Here is a 21,776-nt window from a genome sequence, read left to right as displayed (position 1 = left end):
GGATAGAACACCGCATCCAAGCCCGGGCGATCTGTCCGGGCGGACTGTTTGGAAAGCTTTTACTCGATGGTGCTGACCCGAAACATGAAGGGCGCAATGTTCATGGCTGCGGCCATGGCTGGCTTCACCATCAACGACGCCCTGTCGAAATCGCTGACCGAGGTGATGAGCGTTGGACAGATCATGCTGGTGCGCGGCGCGCTGACCACGCTTCTGGTCTATTGCATCGCCCGTCAGGCCCGCGCCGTGATGTCCCCGAAACTGCTCGGCAATCCGCTGATCATGACCCGCGTGCTGTGTGAGATTCTGGCCTCGATCACCTATCTCACGGCGCTGTCTGCCATCCCGCTCGCCAATGCCGCCTCCATCCTGCAATCGCTGCCGCTGGCCGTCACGCTTGGTGCTGCGGTGTTTCTGCGCGAGCCGGTCGGCTGGCGGCGCTGGCTTGCCATTATCGCTGGCTTTATCGGGGTTATGATCATCATTCGACCCGGTCCGGAAGGCTTTACCCTGTCAGCGCTCTACGTGCTGGGCAGCGTGTTTTTCGCCGCCACCCGCGATCTGGTGACGACACGGATCGACAGGGCCACGCCTTCCATCGTCATCACCCTGATGACCGCCGCCGGTAACGGGCTGGCCGGGGCGGCGCTCATCCCGTTCCAGGGAGGCTGGCAGCCGCTCTCGCTTCCGTCTGTCGGGATACTGATCTGTGCCGCCATCTTGATGTTCGTCGGCTATCAATGCATCATTCTCGCCATGCGCACCGCAGATATTTCCTTCATCGCACCCTTCCGCTATTCGGGCCTGCTCTGGGCCATCGGCCTTGGCATTCTGGTGTTTCATGAATGGCCGGACCCCTGGATGCTGCTGGGCATGGCCGTCGTGGTCGGATCGGGCCTTTATACGTTCCACCGTGAACGGCTGCGGAAAATCCGCGATGCCAGCGCGCTAGCGGTTTGAAACTAGGGAACGCCATGGGAGCCACGGCAACACCAACCGACCTTCCCGGCGTCATTCTGGCCGGTGGACTGTCGCGCCGCATGGGCGCGGATAAGGCAACCACTGTTATGGCAGGCCTTACTCTGCTGGACCATGTTGCAAACCGGCTGTCACCACAGGTCGGCAACCTCGCCGTCAACAGCAACCAACCCACCCTCGTCACCCATCTCCCCCGGATCGGCGACACGATCCTTGGTTACGCCGGGCCGTTGGCAGGTATTGCCCGCGCCATGGAATTTGCCCGGCAGGTCTCATCCTCCAGCCATGTGCTGGTCGCCCCCATCGATACGCCCTTCCTACCGGCGGATCTGACGCAGCGTCTGCTGTCCATGGCAACCAACGACAAAACCGTCGTGCTGGCGCGTTCGCTCGGGCGGGTTCACCCGGTCATCGGCCTCTGGCCGGTCGCGTTGAAGGAGACAATCGAGGATTGGTTGAACACGCCCGATAATCGCAAGCTCATGTACTTTGTTCAGGATCAACAGTGTATCGAGGTCGAATTTCAGGCCATTGAAACCACGCACGGCCCGCTTGATCCATTTTTCAACGTCAACAGCCCGGATGATCTGGCCCGGGCGGAAATCTATCTCAAGGCCCTGTCTCATGACATCAAATGATCGCGTTCCTCAAAGGGTATTCGGCATTTCCGGCTGGAAGAATTCTGGCAAGACGGGGCTGACCGAGCGGCTGGTTGCCGAATTCACGCAGCGTGGGTTCAGGATTTCCACGGTCAAACACGCCCATCATGATTTCGATATCGACAAGCCGGGTGCCGACAGCCACCGGCACCGTCAGGCCGGTGCGGCGGAAGTCGCCATTGTCTCAGGCACGCGCTTTGCCATCATGCATGAGCTGCGGGGAAGCCCCGAACCTGGTCTCAATGACATTTTGCACCGGCTGACACCCTGCGATCTCGTGTTGATCGAAGGCTATAAACGCGAGGCCATCCCGAAAATCGAGGCGCGACGCCTGGACGCAAAGAACGGCGCGCCGCTTGCCCCTGATGATCCGCATATCGTCGCCATTGCCGCCGATCATCAGATCACCGACACAGAACTGCCGGTCTTCAATCTTGACGACACAACGGCAATTGCTGATTTCATCGCCTCGGCTACCGGTCTTTGCAAATAAAAATGCCGCCGGATCGCTCCGGCGGCATTGATGATATCCGAGTATTATCAGCGTGCCGCCTGCACCGGCCGCACCAGCGGAGTGACACGGCGAACGGTGACGCGCCGGTTCTGCTGTTCCGGCCCATAGGTCATCACCTTGAGGAACTGCTCGCCATAGCCCTGCGTGATCATGTTTTCCGGTGGAATACCGTAAACCTGGGTCAGGACATTGGCGACCGACTCAGCTCTGCGGTCTGACAGCACCAGGTTTGACTCAGCCGAACCGACAGCATCGGTATGGCCCTCGATCAGGAAGGTTTCGCCCGGATCGTCCTTCAACACCCGTACAATGGCATCCGCAACCTTTTTCAAGGTACCAGCCTGGTTCATGGAAATATCGGCGCTACCAGTCGCAAACGTCACGGTATCAAGGTCGATACGGCGCATCTTGTCGCGGATACGGGCGGAATTGCGAACCTCGTCAATCGTATAGACACGCTCGACGGGTTCTACCGGCGGCTGCTCCATGAACTTGTAATAATCGCGGTCAGGCGAACTGCCGACATCGATGATGTAGTCATTGAGCGGCACCCGCAGGCGCATCGGGGGCAGATCCGCACCCGGATCACGGTAGGCAACGCGCCGGTCGTCGTCGGCGCTGTAGAGGTCCGGCGAGTAGAACAGCACATATTCCTCGCCATTGGCATCAATGCGCGACCGCTGGATCAACTGACCATAGCGATTGCGCAGGCTGACAATCCGATCGCCGTTTTCCTTGAAGACGGTGATGCGGACACGCTGGTGATCCACCTGCTCATAGACCGGCGGGCGGCCATATTGGGCAAAGCGGCGGTTGTCGTCGCTGCGGATGACGATCTGGCCACCATAATCCATCACCTCGCGGTCATCGTCGAAGCTGCGCTCGACGCGGACATCGTCAGGGTAGGTGAATTGCGGCTGATCGCGCAGACGGCGGCCCTGATATTGATCGATGGATTCGATGCGGATATCCGGGCGCGGACGGTTGCCGTAATAGTCCTGCTGAGCCTGAGCATCGCTTTCGGGGATAGCGTAGCGATCCTGGTCATCGGCCTGCTGACGCAGACGGCGCAACTGATCTTCGGACATGCCACGACGCCAGTTATTGTCCTTGTCGCTGTCAAGCACGGGCGCACCGCGATCCACCGGCAGGATAATGGTTTCATTGGTCTGCGACGGCTTGTCAGCCAAAGCCCGCAGACGCTGCAATTCCTTCGGCGTAAACGGTGCCTGTTCCTGCGGTGGCAATTGCGGACGCAATTGCTGATCACTCACGGCATTATCAGGCGCTCCCGGAGCTCCCTGAGCTCCCGGCCGACCGGGTTGTCCAGGCTGACCCGGCTGTCCATTCTGTCCGGCTTGACCACCCAGACCAGGAGCCCCGCCCTTTCCGCCTTGGCCAGGAAGACCACCTTGCTCACGAGACTGTGTGGCGTTCATTGGCGGCAACAGCGCCGGGCGAGGCTTACCAGCCTCATCATTGCCGGGACCGGGCGGTGGTGGCATGGGAGCATCGGCACGTGGTGCGGCAGGCGCGCCAGGCTGAACGGGCGGTTGCGGCGCCTTCGGTGCGCCCGGCGCCTCGGCAGGCGGCTTCGGCCCACCCGGCAACGACGGTTCGGCAACCGGAGGCGCTGGAGGCTTGCCTGCTGGCGGATTGCCCGAAGGGGGCTCAGCGGGCGCGTTAGGCGCAACCGGCTTTACTTGAGGTTCAGGTGTCGTTTTGGGTTCGGGCTTGGCTTGCGGTTCCGGTTCGGCTGGCCGTGGAGCTTGCGGCTTTTGGCCTTCCTGTGGTTGGCCTACCGGTGCTTGACCTACTGGGGCTTGACCTTCCGCTTGCGGATTTGGACGCTTCTGGCCTTCCGGGGCTTTTCCAGCCGGAACTTGTTCAGCCGGATTTTGAGCAGCAGGGTTCGCAACGGGCTTCTTGCCAGCCGGTCTCTGGTCTTCCGGTTTCACGGGCTGCGCTTCGCCCTTTGGCGTACCGGGCTGCGGCGTACCAGGCTGAGGTACGATGCTGCGATCACCAACGGGCGGCGTAGGTGCGCCTTTCGGCTCAGCGCCAGGAGGCATAGGCGGTTGAGCTTCGTTCTTCTTCGGCTTCACCGGTTTTTCTTGCGGTTCAGCTGGAGGCTCAGCCATTTTCGGCGGCTCCATTTTCGGCGGCGGGGGAGCCTTTTGTGGCTCTATCGCTGGCTCCATCGGCTTTTCATGTTTTTTCTGCGGTGGCGGCTCAGCGGAAGGAGCTTCCATTGCTGCCGGAGGCTTTGGCCTGGTCTGTTGAGCAGGCGCTTCTTCTCGGGCAGGCGGCGGGGCTTCGTTGCGAGCGGGTGGCGCTTCAGGGCGTTTCTCTTCCTTCGGCGGTTTTGCGGCCTCAGGTGGGCGCTCCTCACCCGGCTTGCCTTCTTCCGGCGGCCCCTTTTTTTTCTGCTTCGGCAGCTCTTCCGGCGGCGGCTCGGCCTGGGCCATCAGCACGATCCCGTGACCGTCAAGTGTTGTGCCAGCCGACATAGCCCGCGTCCGGCCGGCAATATCCTGGCCTTGTGCGAGAGTGTCGGAAGTATAAGAGGCGGCAAAGGATGGTGCGGCAACGAGATTTGCAAGTGCAATCAGCACCGATGCCGTTATCCTGGATTGTACTGCCATGGGTTTTCCTCGCAGTTGAGGCATTTTGCCTCGTTGTTCTTGAATTCGATTCTTTAACGACGTGCTTTTACGCGCCGGATTCTAGGCAGGAAGATGGCTGGATTGGAATGAACGAAGGGTGAATAGCATGTTCACGATATGAGGCGGGGAGTGGCTAGCATTAGCAGTTGCAATTTCCGCAAAAACGGAAAAACTGGCGAAACGTTCCGGCGAAAATTCAAAGAAATGGCCGGCACCTGCGCCAGCGGGACATTCCCATCCCACATGGCAACCAACAGAGAGGATCTCATGCGTATCTCGACCCGTTTTCTGGCCGCCGCCTCCCTTACTGCCCTGTCATTGTTTGCCGGTGGCGCCATGGCTGAAGAAAAGCTCGTTATCGGTACGGAAGGTGCCTATCCGCCCTTCAACAGCCTTGAAGCCGACGGTTCGCTGACCGGTTTCGACATCGATATCGCCAAGGCGCTTTGCGAAGAAATGAAGGTGACATGCACCTTCAAGACCAATGATTGGGATGGCATCATCCCCGCCTTGCAGGCGAAGAAATTCGACGCCATCGTCGCGTCGATGTCGATCACCCCCGAGCGTCTGGAAAAGGTGGATTTCTCCAAGAAATACTACAATACTCCTCCAGCCATCGCCGTGCCGAAGGATTCGCCTGCCAAGAGCGTCGAAGACCTGAAGGGCAAGACCATCGGCGCGCAAACCTCCACATCCCATGCCAATTATGCCGAAAAGCATATGCCTGATTCGCAGTTGAAGCTTTACCCGACAGCCGACGAATACAAGCTGGACATCACCAATGGCCGTATCGATGCTGTCATCGACGATGTCGTGGTGCTGACGCAATGGATCAAAAGCGATGCGGGCACCTGCTGCAAGATCCTGACGCCACTGCCAATCGATCCTGTGATCAACGGCGAGGGTGCTGGCATTGCCGTTCGCAAGGGCGAAACCGCTCTGGCTGACCGCTTCACCAAGGCCATCGCCGTTATTCGCGCCAATGGCACCTACCAGAAGATCAATGCCAAATATTTCGATTTTGACGTTTACGGCGACAAATAAATCGGTTTAAGACGGCGTGATCCGGGCCTACCCGGATCACGCACAACAGACAAAACAAAAACATGCGGCAAAGACCGCAAGGGGAATTGGCTAAATGGGCGGACTTGCTTCCGCGCTCGACGCCTTCTGGGCGCTCGTTTCGCAGATTTTCGATCCCTTTTGCGGCAGCGCCGGGATCTTCACCTGGTTTGCATCCGGGACACTTCTGGCCTGCGGCGACGCGGGCTGGGGCGACGAAATCGGTTTCGGCTTCAAGGTAACAGTCACGCTGGCCGCAGCCACGCTGCCTTTCGGCCTGCTGATCGGCTTCCTGATGGCCCTTGCCACCCAAAGCAGCGAGCGCATGCTGCGCCAGGCCGCAGCAATCTACACGACGATCTTTCGCGGCCTGCCCGAACTCCTGACGCTGTTCATCGTCTATTACGGCTCACAGATCCTGATCCAAGCCGTCCTCGCCTCCATGGGCTTTGAGGAGCGGATTGAAATCAACGCCTTTTTCGCGGGCATGATCGCGCTGGCCCTGGTGTTTTCCTCCTATTGCGCCGAGGTGCTGCAATCGGCCTTCCGGGCCATTCCCTCCGGTCAATATGAGGCGGGCTTTGCCATCGGCCTGTCGCGCACCAAAACCATGTTGCTGGTGATCGTGCCTCAATTGATACGCATCGCCCTGCCCGGCATTGTCAATCTTTGGATGAACCTTTTGAAGGATACCGCGCTGGTCTCGGTCATCGGCCTTTCCGATATTATCCGCCAGACCGGTATTGCCGCCCGTGTCACCAAGGAAGCCTTCCTGTTTTATACGATTGCCTGTGCGCTTTATCTGGTGCTGGCAATCCTCTCCTCCATCGCCGTCGGCTATATCGAAAACTGGACGAAACAGTCGGGGGCGAACCGATGAGCCACAGCCTCGAACTGATCCCGCCGCGCCCTGCCCCGCCAAGACATGAGCATCGCGTTACCCCTGGCAGGGTGTTGGGCGGTTCCTTGCTGCTGGTCTGGGGATTGCTTGGCCTTGGCCTGCTGGCGATGATGATCGGCAATTGGGACCAGGAGAAATTCGTCAAATACGGCCCGCGTTTTCTCTCTGGCCTTGGGACGACGCTCAGCATCGTCGCCATCTCGATTGCCGCCGGTGCAGTCCTCTCTATCCCGATCGCCTTTGGGCGGATGTCGAAAAACCGTCTGGCCAATGCCGCGACCTATGCCTATGTCTATGTCTTTCGCGGTACACCGCTGCTGGCGCAGGTGTTTCTGGTCTATTACGGCTTGGGCGGGTTCCGGGCGGAATTCGAGGCTGTCGGCCTCTGGTGGTTCTTCCGCGATGCCTGGTATTGCGGCTTGCTGGCATTGTCGCTGAACACGGCAGCCTATCAGGCAGAGATCCTGCGCGGCGCGATCCGCAGCGTTGGACGCGGCCAGCATGAAGGTGCCGCTTCGCTGGGCCTGCCGCGCACCGTCACGTTCTGGAAAATCATTCTGCCGCAGGCGCTGATCGTGGCGCTCCGGCCCTATGGCAATGAAATCATCCTGATGGTCAAGGGCTCGGCCATCCTGTCGATCATCACCGTTCTCGACATGATGGGCGAGACCCGCTACGCCTTCTCGCGCACCTTCGACTACCAGACCTATCTCTGGGCGGCGATCTTCTATCTCGCCATTGTCGAGATCCTGCGCCATGGTTGGGCCGCTATTGAGACACGGCTGACGCGCCATCTCAAACGATGACACATGTTGGCAGCACTCAGGACAATACGCTGCTAACCATATGATTTTTATTTCAAAACGTCATTTATGACAGTTTTGTTAAGCCTCGATTAAGCCTCGCATGGAACCATTCTTGTATCGGACGAACCGATGCGCGACGAGCAGGTTGAACCTGTCCGCCGGGATCAGAATGGGAACGAAACGAGGTTGCCATGAACACTGACATCAGGAATGACGACACATCTAAATCTGGCATGACTTCCGATATGGAAATGATGCTGAAAGGCTATGGCATGACCACAGCGCAAATTCTCTACCGCATGCCTGATCACCAAAACCTGCTGCAAACCTTCATCTGGCAGAATTACGATCTGGCCCCGGATTTTCCGGAAATGCGCGGCTTTCTGAAATTCTGGCAGGAAAAGCTGGATGGACCGCTGCATTCGGTACGCTATGTCCATCGCAAGCTGATTGCCGCCAATGAATGGCGCGCTTTGAAAGGCGAATTCATCCTGCATTGACAGCCGATCACGGCGCGCAAGCTGGCAATATTGCCAAACGCGCCATGAGCCGGTAGACCCTCACGCCAAACGCCTGTTCATAAGCCTTGCCATTGACTTTCAATGCCGGGCCGAGATCATGCGGCTGGATGGAAATTTACGCCAGAGCCTGATGCGCCGGTCCGGTGCGCGGCGGCGTGATGTGAGGGTAACGCAATGGCGAAAATCGATGAAGAGAAGCTGTCCGAGGCTTATAACCGGGCCTTGGCGCTTGAAAAGGCGGGCGATATCGACGCAGCGGTGAAGGCCTATCACGAGGTTCTGGAAATAGACCCGGAAGACCATGGCGGTGCCGCCGTTCGCCTTGCCTCGCTTGGCCGCGGTGAAACGCCGCCGCGTGCCTCCGATGCCTATGTGGAAACGCTGTTCGACCAGCATGCCGAAGATTTCGAGGATATTCTCGTTGAGCAGCTTGGCTACGCCGTGCCGGTCATCGTGCGCCAGCGCTTGCAGGAACTGAAGCTTGGCCCATTCAAGCGCCTGTTGGATCTCGGCTGCGGCACCGGCCTAACCGGCGGCACCCTGCGCGATATGGTAGACGATATCACCGGCATCGATCTTTCGGAAAACATGGTCGAGATCGCCCATGAGAAAGACCTTTACGACACGCTTTACGTGGCCGAAGTCGAGGATTTTCTGGAGGATAATGATGAGGACCTGTTCGACCTGATCACCGCCACCGATGTTCTGCCCTATCTCGGCGCGCTTGAGCCGCTATTTTTCGGCGTATCCGAAAATCTGATGCTGGGCGGCTATTTCATCTTCTCCTCCGAAACCATGGGCGAGGATGTCCCCTACAAGGTCGGCCCGCATCAGCGCTTCGTCCATGCGCAGACCTATATCCGCGAACGGTTGGCCGCCACTGGCTTCGAGGTCATCGAAGTCACCGATATCAATGTGCGGATGCAAGATGGTGAGCCTTCGCCCGGCCATCTGGTGATAGCGCAACTGCGAACCCTGAACTGATCGAAACCAAGCGAGGGCGCGATGACCGGACCAGATCTTCATCCGCCCTTGCCACCTTACCGAACCGGCCATCTGCCGGTCACCGACGGCCACCAGATCTATTTCGAATGCAGCGGCAACCGTAAGGGCATCCCGGCCCTTATTCTGCATGGCGGCCCAGGCTCCGGGCTCTCTGAAACAACACGCCGGTTCTTCGACCCCGCGCACTATCACATCATCCAGTTCGACCAGCGCCACTGCGGCCGCAGTCTTCCCTTTGCTGGCGATCCGGTGGTCGATCTCAGCACCAACACACTGCCGCATCTGCTTGAGGATATCGAAGCCTTACGCCTCCATCTCGGCATTGAGCGCTGGTTGGTGATGGGCGGATCATGGGGATCAACGCTAGCGCTCGCCTATGCCCAAGCGCATCGGACACGGGTTCTCGGCCTGCTGCTGACCATGGTCGTCACGACAAGTGCTGCCGAAATCGAATGGATCACGCGCGGCGTCGGACAGTTTTTTCCGGCAGAACATGCACGCTTTCTCGACCATCTTCCAAGGGATCAGCAAGACGGCGATCTCACTACCGCCTATCACCGGCTGCTGATCAATCCTGACAAAGAGATTCATGAAAAGGCCGCAAGTGCCTGGTGTGCATGGGAATCTGCCACTCTCTCCATAAAGCCGGGCTATGTCCCACATGTCAGGTGGTCGGACGCCCGATTTCGGCTGTGCTTTTCCCGGCTCGTCACCCATTACTGGTCGCATCGTGCCTGGCTAGCCGATGGCGAAATCCTTCGGCGTATCAAACTATTAGAGGGTCTTCCTGCGATATTGATTCATGGCCGACTCGATTTCGGCAGCCCACTCAAGACCGCCTATGACCTGCACCTTGCATGGGCTGGCAGTCGGTTGATTATCGTCGAGGATGGCGAACACAATATCAGTGCGCCAGGTATGGCGGCCAACGTCATCAGGTCGCTTCAACAGCTTGCCCACGAATTGAAACCTTGAGCCGGCCCCATCTCCATCAAGGCAGCTTGACCCAAAAATGACTTTTCCTGCGCTGCGGGCTGCGATACCTCTGGCGGCACGCAATAAGCAAAGGAGACTTAAGACATGGCCAAGGTGGCATTCATCGGATTGGGCGTCATGGGCTATCCCATGGCCGGACACCTGAAGGCGAAGGGCGGCCATGATGTGACGGTCTATAACCGCACCACGGCCAAGGCCGAAAGCTGGGTAGCCCAGCACGGCGGGTCGCTTGGCCTGACACCGGCAGCAGCTGCGATGGGTGCTGATTTCGTGTTCACCTGCGTCGGCAATGACGATGACCTGCGTGCCGTCACCATTGGCGCCGATGGCGTGTTTGCCAGCATGAAACCCGGTGCGATATTGATCGACAACACCACGGCCTCAGCGGACGTGGCCCGCGAACTCTATCAGGCTGCAAAGGCCAAAGGCTTTGACTTCATCGATGCGCCGGTGTCCGGCGGCCAGGCTGGAGCGGAAAATGGTGTGTTGACCGTGATGTGCGGTGGCGACGAACCGTTATTCGAACAGGCCCGCCCGGTGATCGACGCCTATGCACGGATGATCGGCCTGATGGGGCCAGCGGGTTCTGGCCAGTTGACCAAGATGATCAACCAGATCTGCATTGCCGGCATCGTGCAGGGGTTGGCTGAGGGCGTGCATTTCGGCAAGCGGGCCGGTCTCGACATCGAAAAGGTTATCGAGGTGATTTCCAAGGGGGCTGCCGGTTCCTGGCAGATGGAAAACCGCCACAAGACCATGGCCGTCGGTAAATATGATTTCGGCTTTGCCGTCGATTGGATGCGCAAGGATCTGGGCATCGTGCTGAACGAAGCCAAAACCAATGGCGCCACCCTGCCTCTCACCGCCCTGGTGGACCAGTTCTACGGCGACGTTCAGAAGCTTGGTGGCAATCGCTGGGATACATCGTCGCTGCTGGCCCGGCTGGAAAAATAATGAATTTGGGGGAGCCTCTCTCAGGCTCCCCCAATCATCATTCTTCGCCAGACTTGTTATTATCGAGCATCATGTAATCGAGCGGCAATTCGGTCGTGTATTTGATCTGCTCCATGGCGAAGGCAGAGGATACGTCGCGGATCTCGATTTTGGCGATCAGCCGCTTGTAGAAGGCATCATAGGCACCGATGTCAGGCACCACGACCCGCAGCAGGTAATCCACATCGCCGCTCATGCGATAGAATTCGACCACTTCGGGAAATTCCGCCACCACTTCGGAAAACCGCTTCAACCATTCAATCGAATGGGTATTGGTGCGCACCGAAACGAACACCGTCACCTTTGTATTGACCTTGACCGGATCAAGCAGCGCTACACGGCGCTTGATCACGCCATCTTCTTCCATCTTTTGGATACGCCGCCAGCAGGGCGTGGTGGAAAGACCGACCTTCTTGGCGAGGTCAGCAACGGCAAGAGTGGAATCCTCCTGCAAAATACGCAGAATTTTACGGTCCAGACGATCCATGAGCGACACCATTGAAATTTTTTTCCGGTATAGCGCAATTTGGAGCAAACGAAAGCAAAATGCTTTCACCGCAGACAGTGATCCACTTGCTTTTTCAAGACAGGTAGCAATTCTGCCTCAAACCACGGATTGCGGCGCAGCCAACCGCTGTTTCGCCAACTGGGATGCGGCAGCGGCAAAATCTTCGGACCTGGCCGGTTGGTAAAAAACGATTCTCGCCAGCTTTCCACCGTGGCATGCAAGGTTGGCTTTCGCAGGTCGCACATATGCCAGCGTTGCGCATATTGGCCGATGGCAAGCACCAGTTCCACTTGAGGCATGACCTCCATGGCCGCTTCCCGCCAATGGGGCGCGCATTCGCGCCGGGGCGGCAGGTCGTGGCCGCTGGCGTCGTATCCCGGAAAGCAGAAGCCCATCGGCAGGATGGCAAAGTTGCGGCTATCGTAAAACGCCTCTCGATCCACGCCCAGCCATTGCCGCAGCCGATCGCCGGAGGCATCATTGAAAGGCAGTCCGGTTTCATGCACCCGCTTGCCCGGTGCCTGCCCGGCAATCAGAATGCGAGCTGTCGACGACAGGACAACAACGGGCCTGGGCTCATGCGGCAGGGCCGTTACCTGCGTCGGACAATCTCGACAGATCCGGCAGGCGTGAATGGCGGCGCGCAATCCTTTGAGATCCCTCGGCAAGCTCACGGTCAATTTTCGTCCTGCCTGCGGATAATATCATTGCGAGGATGCAGCCTTCGCCATTCTTCCGGCCGGTCGAACGCGCCTGCCCAAAGCCCCACTTTGTCGGCCTGGGCCTGCTTTTCCTCATTCTCATAGCCGCCCGCATTCAAAACAAGACCGGAGCGAACCATCTCTGCGCCGACATCGCGGCCCATGACATTACAGCTCACAAGAATACGGTCGTTGTCGATGCGGTCCGACCCCTGGCAGAGGACGCCAGCCTGAGCCATACGCTGGGCCAGACCGAATCGGGCCTGCGCACCGCAAAGCTGGACCACGCCATCCTCGCCCCGGCACCGCTGACCAATTTCGGGTGAATCCAGGCCTTTTAGTTGCAGGCGTTGACCATTTGTCACCAATGTTTCACCATCGGCAATCACGAAAGGGCCATCGAAAGACGGCACCTTGCGGGGCCAGAAGGCGGCGGCAATCATCGTGCCGATGACCAGGCAGACGAAGGCGGCAGCAATGATCCGATGCATGCGTGACACAATCTGGCCCTTTTCAATAACAGCCGGTATCCGAGAATGGCAAATAAAACCTTTCCAGAAAGTAACTCTTAAGACTTCATGGCTAGTCTGAGACGGACCGCGGAAAAAATGCAACCACATCATGGGTAACGGCGTTTCAAACTCTACTGACAAGAATATTGTCGACCTATCGCATAGCCACCGCAACAAGGCGACGGCAAAAGCCTTACGCGTGACCAGAGAACGCCTGCATTCCACCCATGGCGGCACACCGGCTTTCGAAAAAGACCTGCTGTCTATGCATACCCAGGCCAGCCTGCAGGGCGCGGCCATCACACCCTTCGTCACGATCCTGACCGCCGGCCTCACGGCCTACCTGTCGGGAAGCCCGATCTATATCCTCTGGGCGCTGCTGACGCTGAGCATTCACGCCCTGAACATTCTGCTCATCCGCAAGGCTGCCAAGCGCATTCCGGTCACCCATCGCCAGGAACATTGGCGCCATGTGCTGTTGGCCGGGCATCTGGCCATGGGATGCTGCTGGGCCGCCTTTACCTTCCAGACCTGCGATGCGTGCGGCCCGACAAGCGACCTGCTGCTTAAAGGTTCCGTGCTGCTGGTGGTGCTCTGCACCACGGCCATGACCAATATTTTGCTGCGTCAGGCCGTACTCTATGCGTTTACCCCACCGATCATCGCGCTATCCGCCCAGGCGTTTTTCTCGCAGCGTGTCGACGACGCAACGCTGGCTTTGGCCTTTACCGTTTCCGTGCTGTTCTTCATCTATATCACCGGCAGGCTCTATGTCTCGAACCTCAAGCTGATCTCCTTCCAGAGCGAGAAGGACGACCTGATCGCCGAGCTGGAAGTGGCCAAATCCATGTCGGATGAGGCCCGCCGCCGGGCGGAAGAAGCAAATATGGCAAAATCGCGTTTTCTCGCATCGATGTCGCATGAGTTGCGCACACCATTGAATGCCATTCTCGGCTTTTCCGAGGTCATGGCCCAGGAAGTGCTGGGGCCGCTCAATAATCCGCTCTACCGGGAATATTCCGGCGATATTCACAGGTCCGGCCAGCACCTGCTTAATCTGATCAACGAAATCCTCGATCTGTCCCGAATCGAGGCTGGAAAATACGATCTTTCGGAAGAATCGATCTCGTTGCTTGAAGTCGCCGAGGACTGCGTCGGCATGGTGCAATTGCGCGCCAAGGCCAAGGACATCAAGATATCCCAGCAATATGAGATCAACCTGCCCGCCCTTTGGGCCGATGAAAAAGCCCTTCGGCAAGTGGTGCTGAACCTCTTGTCAAATGCGGTGAAATTCACGCCGCCGGGCGGAGAAATTCTCGTCAAGGTCGGCTGGACCGTCGGCGGCGGGCAATATGTCTCCATCAAAGACAATGGTCCCGGCATCGCCGAAGAGGAAATCCCCGTGGTGCTCTCGGCCTTCGGCCAAGGCTCCATCGCCATCAAGAGCGCCGAACAGGGGACGGGCCTCGGCCTTCCCATCGTCCAGGCAATCCTTGCCAAACATGGCGGCGAATTCAAGCTGAAGTCAAAACTGCGCGAAGGGACGGAAGTGATTGCCATCCTGCCCGCCAAGCGCGTCCTGCAAACGATTCCCGCCGTACAGGGCACCCAGGCCGTGGAACCGAAGCGGCGTTATTTCGCCTGAACAAACGAGTTCTGACCCCTCACCGCTGCATATGGGGCCGACGTTTGCGCCCCAGTTTCCAACCATTTTTTTGCGCCCTGGCAAATTTCAGCCCGGCCCTTCGGCGAAACCGCCGAACTGGCGCAACATCGTGGGACAGGACCAAGACACCAAGCGGCACCATCCAGAAGCCAAGCACGGGCAGAAAGCCAAGACAGCCGCCAACCACCAGAAGACTGCCAACCGTGATCCGCCCGCCGCGAGACTGCGGGATAGGCAGGTTGAAACGCCCCAGATGAAGGCGTCCATTTTCGGTATCCATATGATAGGTCTTGGTTTTACTGGTCGTCACGATCGTCCTTCATGGCCGTGCGAGGCCGGTTTTCCACTCACCATCAGATGGGAAAGAGGGGAAAACAAAACAAGAGGCACTTTTTTTTCAAAAAGGGACTTGGCAAACCATCAAAGCCTGAGTAGAAGCCCACTCACACCAACGGACGCGGTTCACACCGCTTCAAACGGTACATTCCCTGGTAGCTCAGCGGTAGAGCATTCGACTGTTAATCGACAGGTCGCCGGTTCGAATCCGGCCCGGGGAGCCATATTCCAGCTGAATAGCTGACATTATAAAGCCGGATCATTTCTGATCCGGCTTTTTTTCTATCCGAGTTCAAGCTGATTGGCTTAACGGCAAACCGTGGTGGTCTTGTAGACCCAACGACCGTGATGACGGAACTTGACCTTCTTGGTCCGGCAGTTGTCGCGGTAGGCGTGGTGACGCCGCTCGAAATTGCGATGATGCGGACGACGGTCGTCTCGGCTGTAGAAGCGATCAGGATTATGACCGCGATCATACACCATAACCCTGACATCATCGGCCAGAGACGGCGCCGCCGTTGCTGTGATGCTTCCCAGACCGATCAGACATGCGACCAAAAATTTCTTCATCTTCTATCTCCTGATGCGTTTCACTGGAAACGATGGCTGGAGATTAAGCGAACCAAGATGAACGCAATCTGATCCTGTTGTTCATGTTGAGGACGGGTCTTTTCAGCGGTCACATGCCCACGATTACTCAGTGGCCAGGCATTCAAAAAATTGAAAAGGCCGACCTTTGTATTCGCGCTGCTCCGTCTCCGTAAGGCCGATCTTGCGCAGCACGGCCAGCGAGGCGGCGTTGTCGATATGGGCGAAGGCGATGAAGGCGGTCCCGATTCCTTGCTCAAAGAACCAGTGCTTCAAACCGTCAGCGATTTCCGTTGCAAAGCCCTTGCCCCATTCACTCTGGCAGATGGAATAGCCCAATTCGTACTGCCCGCTTTCCTTCGACCATGAGAAACCGGCACGTCCTATGAAGCGGCCATCGTCGCGTGCAATCAGCTTGAGCTTGCCGATGCCGCCTGCCTCATAGTCATCCATCCAGCCACCGATGCGCTCAGCCGCATAGGACAGGCTCCATGGCTCTCCCGTGCTGACAAAGCGGCTGGTTTCCGGGGTGGAATGCAGGTCGGACAGCAATGTCTCGTCACCCGCCCGCCATGGGGTCAGCAAAAGCCGCTCCGTCTCGCAGACCAGCGGCATCTGATGGACACCGCCCGATACGACCTGACGCACGCCGGTCGTGCCGGGAAAGGTCAGTGGCAGACCTTTCAATGATCGTACCGCCAGATAGGCCCAGGCCTCCGCCTCCATGGCATCACCATCAAGCGCCAGATCATCGGCATTGACGATGACCGCCCCCTCCCGCGTCGCCATGTCGCTCAAATCCGCCATGATAACCGCATTCAACCGACCACCGCCGCAAATCACATAGGTCTTCGGCTTTTGCGGCAAATGCCGCGCGGAGGCGAAAATCGATGCCGCCGCCACATGCGCCAGCGTGCGCGCGCCATCTTCAAGGCTGATATCGCCGGGCTTGGGCGGGGTGAAGTCATTGCGGTCCAGAGAGCGGCGCAGATTGGAGGTGAAAAAGCCGTGGCTGAGATATCGATCCGCCAACGCCTTCACCACCCTGCCCTTGGCAGCAATCCCGCCCCCGGCGTCGAAAGCAAGGCCGGTATGGGTCTCGACCCATTGGTCAATCAAGGTATTGCCGGGACCACTGTCAAAGGCAGCGATTTCGCCATCAGCACCGATATAGGTCAGGTTGGAAATGCCGCCGATATTGACGAAACAGGCCGGAAGGCGTTCCGCCCCCAATCCGCCAGCCAGCGCGGCATGATAGGCAGGCACCAGCGGAGCACCCTGCCCGCCATGCACCATATCACTGGCCCGCATATCATAGACAACATCAATACCGGTTTCGCGGGCCAGCAACGCGCCATCGCCAAGCTGCACTGTCAAAGCCTGATCCGGCCTGTGCAGCACCGTTTGGCCATGAAAGCCGATGACATCGATATCGCGGGCGCGAAGCCCGTTTGCGGCGAGAAAGCTTTTGACCGCCTCCGCATGACGCAGCGTCAACTCCCTCTCCAGCGCGGCCAGGCTTTCTGGGCGTTGACGGCGATCGGTGATCGCCTTGGCCTCCTCCAGCCCCTGCTTCAGCCGCTGGCGAAACGCATCGTCATAGGTGACCGCCAGAAACGGCCCCCGCTCTACCACCGTCTCGCCATCCGTGGTGACAAGGGCAACATCGATACCGTCCATGGAAGTGCCACTCATCAGGCCGATTGCTTGCAGCGTTTTGGTCACGACTCGATGTTCCTTTTGCGGGCGATCAGAAAGAGCGTCATTGATGGCTGAAATTGATGCACTTTTCAAAAAACAATGATAAAGCCGCCTCGAATTCCAAATTCACAAGACCAAAGTCCGATACCAGAAGGCGTGACGATCATGTCCAAGTTCAAGTCCGATTTCCTCCGTACAATGCATGAGCGCGGTTTTATTCATCAGATTTCCGATGAAACCGGCCTCGATGATCTGTTGTCCAAGGAAACCGTGACCGCCTATATCGGCTATGATCCCACGGCATCGTCTCTGCATGCGGGTTCGCTCATTCAGATCATGATGTTGCACTGGTTTCAGGCAACGGGCCATCAGCCGATTTCCCTGATGGGTGGCGGCACTGGCATGGTGGGCGATCCATCCTTCAAGGAAGAAGCCCGTCAATTGATGACCGTGGACAAAATCGAGGACAATATTGCCTCGATCAAGCGCTGCTTCGCGCATTACCTCGATTACGACAACGGCCCCAAGGGCGGCGCGTTGATGCTGAACAATGCCGAATGGCTGCGTGGGCTGAATTACCTTGAATTCCTGCGCGATGTGGGCCGCCATTTCTCGGTCAACCGCATGCTGTCGTTTGATAGCGTCAAGACCCGCCTGGACCGCGAACAGTCCTTGTCCTTCCTGGAATTCAACTACATGATTCTCCAGGCCTACGATTATGTCGAGCTGAACAAGCGTTACGGCTGCCGCCTGCAAATGGGTGGCTCTGACCAATGGGGCAATATCATCAACGGTATTGACCTTGGCCACCGCATGGGCACACCACAGCTCTACGCGCTGACCTCGCCGCTGTTGACAACATCCTCCGGTGCCAAGATGGGCAAATCGGCCACGGGCGCTGTGTGGCTGAATGCCGACCTGCTTTCGGCCTATGATTTCTGGCAATATTGGCGCAACACGGAAGATGCTGACGTCAGCCGCTTCCTGAAACTCTACACAACGCTGCCAATGGATGAGATTGCCAAGCTGTCTGCGCTGGGCGGTGCGGAAATCAACGAGGTCAAGAAAATCCTCGCCACCGAAATCACCGCCATCCTGCATGGCCGTGCAGCCGCCGAAGAAGCAGCTGAAACCGCCCGCAAAACCTTTGAAGAAGGCGCACTGGCCGACAACCTGCCATCCATCGAGGTTGCTAGCGCCGAGCTTGAATCCGGCATCGGCCTTCTGGCCCTGATCGTCAAAGCCGGCCTCGCCGCCTCCAACGGCGAAGCCCGCCGCCATGTGCAAGGCGGAGCCGTGAAGATCAATGATCAGAGCGTGTCAGATGAGCGCATGAGCATTGGGGCGGGTGAAGTGACGGCGGATGGGGTTATCAAGCTGTCACTGGGCAAGAAGAAGCATATTCTGGTGCGGCCTGTTTGATGTGAGAGGCCCTCTTGTGCCTTATTGGTCCAGAGGGCTTCCATTGTTCTGCAATGTGATGGAATTTCGGAGAAAATACTATCAAAGCAGTCGTTGCTGATCATTCACCGTTGCGCCGCGCTCCAACATCAAAAGCCACTTTTTGGTATCAAGACCGCCAACAAATCCGGTCAGACTTCCGTTTGAACCAATAACCCTATGACATGGAATGACAATTGGGAGTGGATTGGCTCCATTTGCAGCCCCGACTGCGCGACTCGCCGATAAGCGGCCTATGCGGCGTGCCAACTCGCCATAACTGATTGTTACGCCGAACGGAATCCTTGCCAGTTCCTGCCACACTTCCAGTTGAAAATTGGTACCTTTCAGATCAAGCCGCAGATCAAACTCCTGCCTTGTCCCGTTAAGATACGCCTGCAACTGATCTTTCGCGTCATGGAATGCTGCATCATCAAACACCCATTCCGGTTTGGGCTTAATGGTACCCTTCCCGCTTGGAAAACCAATACGAGATAGTCGGTAACCATCACCAGCCAGGAGAAGGCTTCCTATCGGACTATCCATAAAAGTATAGCGAACATCCTTCATTGGCCCTTTACCCCATACCCTTTGCCCCGCAATCGAAACAAACGACCGTCTATTGATAGCAGGCCCAGAAAAATCAAAGCCATGCCTGTGAAATGGTTGATCAGCAATATTTCTCCCAGAAACATTTTTCCCAAAACTATGGCACTCACCGGAATGAGCAAAGTCACCAGCGAACTGTTAATCGCGCCGCCCACGGCGAGAATATGAAAAAAGATAATATACGCCAGCGCGGTGGACAGCAGCCCCAAGCCCAGAAGCGCTGCGATGACGCCGCCGCTCGGCGCTGCCAAGTGCCAAGGCGCGTCCACAAAGGCAACGATTGGTATCATCATAAGGGTCGTCGCCGTCGTCTGGCCAAAGGCACTTGTCGTTGGCGTAATTCCCATGCGCCGAAACCGGCGGCCAAAAACACCTGCAAACCCGTAGGATAGAGCAGCCCCAAGGCAGGCAAACAGGGCCAGCAACGAAAGCTCGTGTGATGACAGGCCATTGCCCGACATCAGCACCAGAACACCCATGAAGCCAAAGAGGATGCCTGCGACCTTATTGTGTGCCAGCCGTTCTTCTTTAGTCAGGAAATGCGCCACAACAATCGAAAAGATTGGCGTCGTTGCATTCAGGATCGAAGCAAGGCCGCTGGCAATCTGCGTTTGCCCCCAAAAGAGAAGGCTGAACGGAATCAAATTGTTCAACAGCCCCATACCGAAGAAAGCCAACCAGATTTTCGTGGCTGTTGGAATGGCCTGTCGCGTTACCCGCAGATAGACATACAAAGCCAAGGCCGCAATTGCCACACGCGCAAAAACGACAGTAAACGGCGGCAGTTCAGAAAGGGCAATCTTTGAAAAGAAGAAAGAACCGCCCCACAGAACGGATAGAAACAAAAGGAGAGCCCAGTCTGAAAGGCCCATGGATTCGGTTTTCTGCATGTAAAGATCCTGTCGTGATGCAACAGGGTAAATCTATCCGATCTCACGACCCTTACTCGCCGGAATCGGACTCCGTCCTTTTATGGGTATCCAGACTACTATAATATCCAGCCATGAGTTTGGATATTTCCATATGCGAGCAAGCGTGGCTGGCACGTAACCCTGATTTCGACGGACGATTTTTCATCGGCGTTCGAACCACAGGGGTGTATTGCCGTTGCGTGTGCCCCGTGCGCCTTCCCTATCGCTGCAACGTCGAATTCCTGCCAAGTGCAACCGCGGCTGAACTGGCGGGCTATAGGCCCTGTTTGCGCTGTCGGCCGGAAACCGCGCCATTTTGTCCTGCCTGGAAAGGAAGTGCGACGATTGTGGAAAGGGCCGCCAGACTTATAAGAGACGAAGGAGCCCTAGATGCACGAGAAGCAACAGTAGAAATGCTTGCCGAGTGCGTCGGAGTCGGCGCACGACATCTTACCCGCCTGTTCCAGAAACATCTTGGAGCAAGCCCTATTCAGGTGGCTAAAACAGCCCGCGTGCAACGCGCAAAACGCCTCATCACCGAAACGGACCTGCCGATCACTGACATCGCTCTACAATCCGGCTTCACAAGCCTCAGACGCTTTAATGCAGTTTTTCAGGAGGTCTATAAGCGCCCGCCAACAGCCATCAAACGAGCATCTCGGGTGCAAAATTCATAGAGGTTTTGCGCTCATTCAAACTTTCTTGGGGCGTTCATCACTACATCCTCATCGCATTCGATATTACAAAATGCCCGTCATCCGGCACCTTGCCACCCCTCATCAAACACCAAATCTTCGAGAGCCAGCCGCTTGCGCCAGCCTTTTACCTGCAATTCCGGCTCATCATAAAGCTCGGCCACCTTGCCCAAGCACAGCCACCCCACAATCTCAATCCGCTCTGGAATATTGAGAATAGCCCGCAAATCGGCATCGTGGAAAATGCTGACCCAGCCGACGCCGATGCCTTCTGCGCGGGCAGCGAGCCAGAGGTTTTGGATGGCGCAGACGGTGGAATAGCTGTCCATACGGGGGTTGTGGGTTCGGCCTAGCACCACGGGGCCTGCGCGGTCGGGATCGCAGGTGACGCAGATGCCAAGGGGGGCTTTTAAGATGCCCTCAAGCTTCAGATTGCGGTAGAGCGTGGCTTTTTCGCCTTTAAACAGGTGTGCTGCCTCGTCATTGGCCTTGGAGAAGGCTTGCCAGACGGCTTGTCGCCGTGCTGCGTCGCGCACCAGCACGAAGTTCCAGGGCTGCATGAAGCCAACGGAGGGGGCGTGGTGGGCGGCGGTGAGGATGCGCCAGAGCGTGTCATTGTCGATTGGGTCGGGCAGAAATTCATCGCGCACGTCGCGGCGGGTCATGATGGCCCGGTAGACGGCGGCGCGTTCTTCGGCAGAAAAAGCTCCGGCAGACACCAGAGCATCGTTCACTAAGTCTTGCATCGTTTGGTCCCCAACAATGCGCCCTACGCGATCCCTTGCGAATCGCGCTCAAGCAAAACGCACCTGCCGTCCGCGCAGATGGCGTCTATCATGTCAGGCCGGTCTTCTGACTGGGTTTCATTTGGTTGCCGCACCTTCCCGGTTTTCACCAGTGGCAAAAGCAACAACCATCCACCTCACAGCGTTGGGCACGTTGCGGAATTTCACCGCATTCCCGATTCTCCCGCAAACATGGGGGCACCTGACAGAGGGCTGGTAATGA

General features: G+C 57.5%; 23 protein-coding genes, 1 tRNA gene, 1 pseudogene and 1 riboswitch. Of the genes and pseudogenes, 14 read left to right on the top strand and 11 right to left on the bottom strand.

Annotated features, from left to right (window positions below; translation table 11 throughout):
• The first annotated feature begins 66 nt into the window (after positions 1–66).
• Genes AVI_RS08095 through mobB form a run of 3 tightly spaced genes read left to right on the top strand, consistent with a single transcriptional unit; the run spans position 67 to position 2,130 of the window.
• The gene (locus AVI_RS08095) at positions 67–960 is read left to right on the top strand and encodes a DMT family transporter (RefSeq protein ID WP_015915898.1); all 894 of its coding nucleotides are present in this window, start codon (positions 67–69) and stop codon (positions 958–960) included.
• Between the two features lie 14 nt (positions 961–974).
• Positions 975–1,616 carry a molybdenum cofactor guanylyltransferase MobA gene (mobA, locus tag AVI_RS08090; protein WP_015915897.1) on the top strand — a complete coding sequence of 214 codons (642 nt, stop codon included), beginning with the start codon at positions 975–977 and terminating at the stop codon, positions 1,614–1,616.
• Positions 1,603–2,130, top strand: a complete 528-nt coding sequence (gene mobB / locus AVI_RS08085) for a molybdopterin-guanine dinucleotide biosynthesis protein B (protein WP_015915896.1) — start codon at positions 1,603–1,605, stop codon at positions 2,128–2,130. Before mobA ends, mobB begins: the two co-directional genes overlap by 14 nt.
• Before the next feature lie 47 nt (positions 2,131–2,177).
• On the opposite strand, the gene AVI_RS29015 is transcribed toward mobB, so the two are convergent.
• Positions 2,178–4,796 carry an OmpA family protein gene (locus AVI_RS29015; protein ID WP_049777166.1) on the bottom strand — a complete coding sequence of 873 codons (2,619 nt, stop codon included), beginning with the start codon at positions 4,794–4,796 and terminating at the stop codon, positions 2,178–2,180.
• A 288-nt stretch (positions 4,797–5,084) separates the two neighbouring features.
• Here AVI_RS29015 and AVI_RS08075 point away from each other — a divergent pair, with 288 nt between their 5' ends.
• The 7 genes from AVI_RS08075 to AVI_RS08045 all read left to right on the top strand — a co-directional run bounded on the left by AVI_RS08075 (position 5,085) and on the right by AVI_RS08045 (position 11,062).
• Positions 5,085–5,861: an ABC transporter substrate-binding protein gene (locus AVI_RS08075; RefSeq protein WP_015915894.1), complete on the top strand. Its 777-nt coding sequence runs from the start codon at positions 5,085–5,087 to the stop codon at positions 5,859–5,861.
• Between the two features lie 94 nt (positions 5,862–5,955).
• Complete coding sequence (locus AVI_RS08070; RefSeq protein ID WP_015915893.1) at positions 5,956–6,759, top strand: ABC transporter permease; 804 nt, start codon at positions 5,956–5,958, stop codon at positions 6,757–6,759.
• Positions 6,756–7,586 (top strand): ABC transporter permease, encoded by an 831-nt coding sequence (locus AVI_RS08065; RefSeq protein ID WP_015915892.1) that lies wholly within the window; start codon positions 6,756–6,758, stop codon positions 7,584–7,586. Before AVI_RS08070 ends, AVI_RS08065 begins: the two co-directional genes overlap by 4 nt.
• A gap of 233 nt (positions 7,587–7,819) precedes the next feature.
• A complete protein-coding gene (locus AVI_RS08060) occupies positions 7,820–8,086 on the top strand; it encodes an usg protein (RefSeq protein WP_041696536.1) in 267 nt (88 codons plus the stop codon).
• A gap of 195 nt (positions 8,087–8,281) precedes the next feature.
• On the top strand, positions 8,282–9,091 hold the full coding sequence (locus AVI_RS08055) for a class I SAM-dependent methyltransferase (protein WP_041696534.1): 810 nt from the start codon (positions 8,282–8,284) through the stop codon (positions 9,089–9,091).
• A gap of 21 nt (positions 9,092–9,112) precedes the next feature.
• Complete coding sequence (gene pip, locus AVI_RS08050; RefSeq protein ID WP_015915889.1) at positions 9,113–10,087, top strand: prolyl aminopeptidase; 975 nt, start codon at positions 9,113–9,115, stop codon at positions 10,085–10,087.
• A gap of 105 nt (positions 10,088–10,192) precedes the next feature.
• The gene (locus AVI_RS08045; RefSeq protein WP_015915888.1) at positions 10,193–11,062 is read left to right on the top strand and encodes an NAD(P)-dependent oxidoreductase; all 870 of its coding nucleotides are present in this window, start codon (positions 10,193–10,195) and stop codon (positions 11,060–11,062) included.
• A 37-nt stretch (positions 11,063–11,099) separates the two neighbouring features.
• Here AVI_RS08045 and AVI_RS08040 read toward each other — a convergent pair whose 3' ends face one another.
• The 3 genes from AVI_RS08040 to AVI_RS08030 form a co-directional block, all read right to left on the bottom strand.
• A complete protein-coding gene (locus tag AVI_RS08040; protein ID WP_015915887.1) occupies positions 11,100–11,588 on the bottom strand; it encodes an Lrp/AsnC family transcriptional regulator in 489 nt (162 codons plus the stop codon).
• Positions 11,589–11,653: 65 nt separating this feature from the next.
• The gene (locus tag AVI_RS08035) at positions 11,654–12,289 is read right to left on the bottom strand and encodes a uracil-DNA glycosylase family protein (RefSeq protein WP_015915886.1); all 636 of its coding nucleotides are present in this window, start codon (positions 12,287–12,289) and stop codon (positions 11,654–11,656) included.
• Positions 12,286–12,801, bottom strand: a complete 516-nt coding sequence (locus AVI_RS08030; protein ID WP_015915885.1) for a thermonuclease family protein — start codon at positions 12,799–12,801, stop codon at positions 12,286–12,288. The genes AVI_RS08035 and AVI_RS08030 overlap by 4 nt, the downstream gene beginning before the upstream one ends.
• 130 nt (positions 12,802–12,931) lie before the next feature.
• Here AVI_RS08030 and AVI_RS08025 point away from each other — a divergent pair, with 130 nt between their 5' ends.
• Positions 12,932–14,467, top strand: a complete 1,536-nt coding sequence (locus AVI_RS08025) for a sensor histidine kinase (RefSeq protein ID WP_015915884.1) — start codon at positions 12,932–12,934, stop codon at positions 14,465–14,467.
• Between the two features lie 19 nt (positions 14,468–14,486).
• Here the strand turns inward: AVI_RS08025 and AVI_RS08020 are convergent, their stop codons facing one another.
• Positions 14,487–14,798: a membrane protein gene (locus tag AVI_RS08020; RefSeq protein WP_015915883.1), complete on the bottom strand. Its 312-nt coding sequence runs from the start codon at positions 14,796–14,798 to the stop codon at positions 14,487–14,489.
• Positions 14,799–14,973: 175 nt separating this feature from the next.
• Here AVI_RS08020 and AVI_RS08015 point away from each other — a divergent pair.
• Positions 14,974–15,048, top strand: a tRNA-Asn gene (locus AVI_RS08015).
• Positions 15,049–15,130: 82 nt separating this feature from the next.
• Here the strand turns inward: AVI_RS08015 and AVI_RS08010 are convergent.
• From AVI_RS08010 to AVI_RS08005, 3 genes and pseudogenes are all read right to left on the bottom strand, one after another.
• Positions 15,131–15,394 carry a hypothetical protein gene (locus AVI_RS08010; RefSeq protein WP_041696531.1) on the bottom strand — a complete coding sequence of 88 codons (264 nt, stop codon included), beginning with the start codon at positions 15,392–15,394 and terminating at the stop codon, positions 15,131–15,133.
• Between the two features lie 123 nt (positions 15,395–15,517).
• Positions 15,518–16,027 carry a GNAT family N-acetyltransferase gene (locus AVI_RS31390; protein WP_234895232.1) on the bottom strand — a complete coding sequence of 170 codons (510 nt, stop codon included), beginning with the start codon at positions 16,025–16,027 and terminating at the stop codon, positions 15,518–15,520.
• Positions 16,022–17,137 (bottom strand): annotated as a pseudogene (locus tag AVI_RS08005) (anhydro-N-acetylmuramic acid kinase); the annotation flags it as partial. The pseudogene AVI_RS08005 and the gene AVI_RS31390, both read right to left, overlap by 6 nt.
• 141 nt (positions 17,138–17,278) lie before the next feature.
• Between AVI_RS08005 and tyrS the strand changes: the two are divergent.
• Entirely contained in the window at positions 17,279–18,535 is a 1,257-nt protein-coding gene (gene tyrS / locus AVI_RS08000) for a tyrosine--tRNA ligase (protein WP_015915880.1), read from the top strand.
• A gap of 81 nt (positions 18,536–18,616) precedes the next feature.
• Here tyrS and AVI_RS07995 read toward each other — a convergent pair whose 3' ends face one another.
• Positions 18,617–19,123 carry a methylated-DNA--[protein]-cysteine S-methyltransferase gene (locus AVI_RS07995; RefSeq protein ID WP_015915879.1) on the bottom strand — a complete coding sequence of 169 codons (507 nt, stop codon included), beginning with the start codon at positions 19,121–19,123 and terminating at the stop codon, positions 18,617–18,619.
• On the bottom strand, positions 19,120–20,052 hold the full coding sequence (locus tag AVI_RS07990) for a DMT family transporter (protein WP_041696530.1): 933 nt from the start codon (positions 20,050–20,052) through the stop codon (positions 19,120–19,122). Before AVI_RS07990 ends, AVI_RS07995 begins: the two co-directional genes overlap by 4 nt.
• Positions 20,053–20,165: 113 nt before the next feature.
• Here AVI_RS07990 and AVI_RS29540 point away from each other — a divergent pair, with 113 nt between their 5' ends.
• Positions 20,166–20,750, top strand: coding sequence for a bifunctional transcriptional activator/DNA repair enzyme AdaA (locus AVI_RS29540; protein WP_015915877.1), 585 nt, complete (start codon positions 20,166–20,168; stop codon positions 20,748–20,750).
• Between the two features lie 77 nt (positions 20,751–20,827).
• On the opposite strand, the gene bluB is transcribed toward AVI_RS29540, so the two are convergent.
• Positions 20,828–21,514 (bottom strand): 5,6-dimethylbenzimidazole synthase, encoded by a 687-nt coding sequence (gene bluB, locus AVI_RS07985; protein ID WP_015915876.1) that lies wholly within the window; start codon positions 21,512–21,514, stop codon positions 20,828–20,830.
• Positions 21,515–21,593: 79 nt separating this feature from the next.
• A riboswitch (cobalamin riboswitch) is annotated at positions 21,594–21,774 on the bottom strand.
• Positions 21,775–21,776 lie beyond the last annotated feature (2 nt).

Origin of the sequence: Allorhizobium ampelinum S4 (assembly GCF_000016285.1) — a bacterium.
Taxonomy (GTDB): domain Bacteria; phylum Pseudomonadota; class Alphaproteobacteria; order Rhizobiales; family Rhizobiaceae; genus Allorhizobium; species Allorhizobium ampelinum.
Note: the sequence above shows the minus strand (reverse complement) of the source record. Positions and strands in the feature narration are given on the sequence as shown.

Excerpts from the sequence above, each read along its gene's own strand:
- mobB (WP_015915896.1), top strand. The coding sequence starts at position 1,603 with ATGACATCAAATGATCGCGTTCCTCAAAGGGTATTCGGCATTTCCGGC.
- AVI_RS08070 (WP_015915893.1), top strand. The coding sequence starts at position 5,956 with ATGGGCGGACTTGCTTCCGCGCTCGACGCCTTCTGGGCGCTCGTTTCG.
- AVI_RS07990 (WP_041696530.1), bottom strand. The coding sequence starts at position 20,052 with ATGCAGAAAACCGAATCCATGGGCCTTTCAGACTGGGCTCTCCTTTTG.
- AVI_RS08095 (WP_015915898.1), top strand. The coding sequence starts at position 67 with ATGGTGCTGACCCGAAACATGAAGGGCGCAATGTTCATGGCTGCGGCC.
- pip (WP_015915889.1), top strand. The coding sequence starts at position 9,113 with ATGACCGGACCAGATCTTCATCCGCCCTTGCCACCTTACCGAACCGGC.
- AVI_RS08010 (WP_041696531.1), bottom strand. The coding sequence starts at position 15,394 with ATGAAGAAATTTTTGGTCGCATGTCTGATCGGTCTGGGAAGCATCACA.
- AVI_RS07995 (WP_015915879.1), bottom strand. The coding sequence starts at position 19,123 with ATGAAGGATGTTCGCTATACTTTTATGGATAGTCCGATAGGAAGCCTT.
- AVI_RS29540 (WP_015915877.1), top strand. The coding sequence starts at position 20,166 with ATGAGTTTGGATATTTCCATATGCGAGCAAGCGTGGCTGGCACGTAAC.
- AVI_RS08030 (WP_015915885.1), bottom strand. The coding sequence starts at position 12,801 with ATGCATCGGATCATTGCTGCCGCCTTCGTCTGCCTGGTCATCGGCACG.
- AVI_RS08025 (WP_015915884.1), top strand. The coding sequence starts at position 12,932 with ATGGGTAACGGCGTTTCAAACTCTACTGACAAGAATATTGTCGACCTA.
- AVI_RS29015 (WP_049777166.1), bottom strand. The coding sequence starts at position 4,796 with ATGGCAGTACAATCCAGGATAACGGCATCGGTGCTGATTGCACTTGCA.
- AVI_RS31390 (WP_234895232.1), bottom strand. The coding sequence starts at position 16,027 with ATGCCGCTGGTCTGCGAGACGGAGCGGCTTTTGCTGACCCCATGGCGG.
- AVI_RS08055 (WP_041696534.1), top strand. The coding sequence starts at position 8,282 with ATGGCGAAAATCGATGAAGAGAAGCTGTCCGAGGCTTATAACCGGGCC.
- bluB (WP_015915876.1), bottom strand. The coding sequence starts at position 21,514 with ATGCAAGACTTAGTGAACGATGCTCTGGTGTCTGCCGGAGCTTTTTCT.
- AVI_RS08065 (WP_015915892.1), top strand. The coding sequence starts at position 6,756 with ATGAGCCACAGCCTCGAACTGATCCCGCCGCGCCCTGCCCCGCCAAGA.
- mobA (WP_015915897.1), top strand. The coding sequence starts at position 975 with ATGGGAGCCACGGCAACACCAACCGACCTTCCCGGCGTCATTCTGGCC.
- AVI_RS08075 (WP_015915894.1), top strand. The coding sequence starts at position 5,085 with ATGCGTATCTCGACCCGTTTTCTGGCCGCCGCCTCCCTTACTGCCCTG.
- AVI_RS08045 (WP_015915888.1), top strand. The coding sequence starts at position 10,193 with ATGGCCAAGGTGGCATTCATCGGATTGGGCGTCATGGGCTATCCCATG.
- AVI_RS08060 (WP_041696536.1), top strand. The coding sequence starts at position 7,820 with ATGACTTCCGATATGGAAATGATGCTGAAAGGCTATGGCATGACCACA.
- tyrS (WP_015915880.1), top strand. The coding sequence starts at position 17,279 with ATGTCCAAGTTCAAGTCCGATTTCCTCCGTACAATGCATGAGCGCGGT.
- AVI_RS08040 (WP_015915887.1), bottom strand. The coding sequence starts at position 11,588 with ATGGATCGTCTGGACCGTAAAATTCTGCGTATTTTGCAGGAGGATTCC.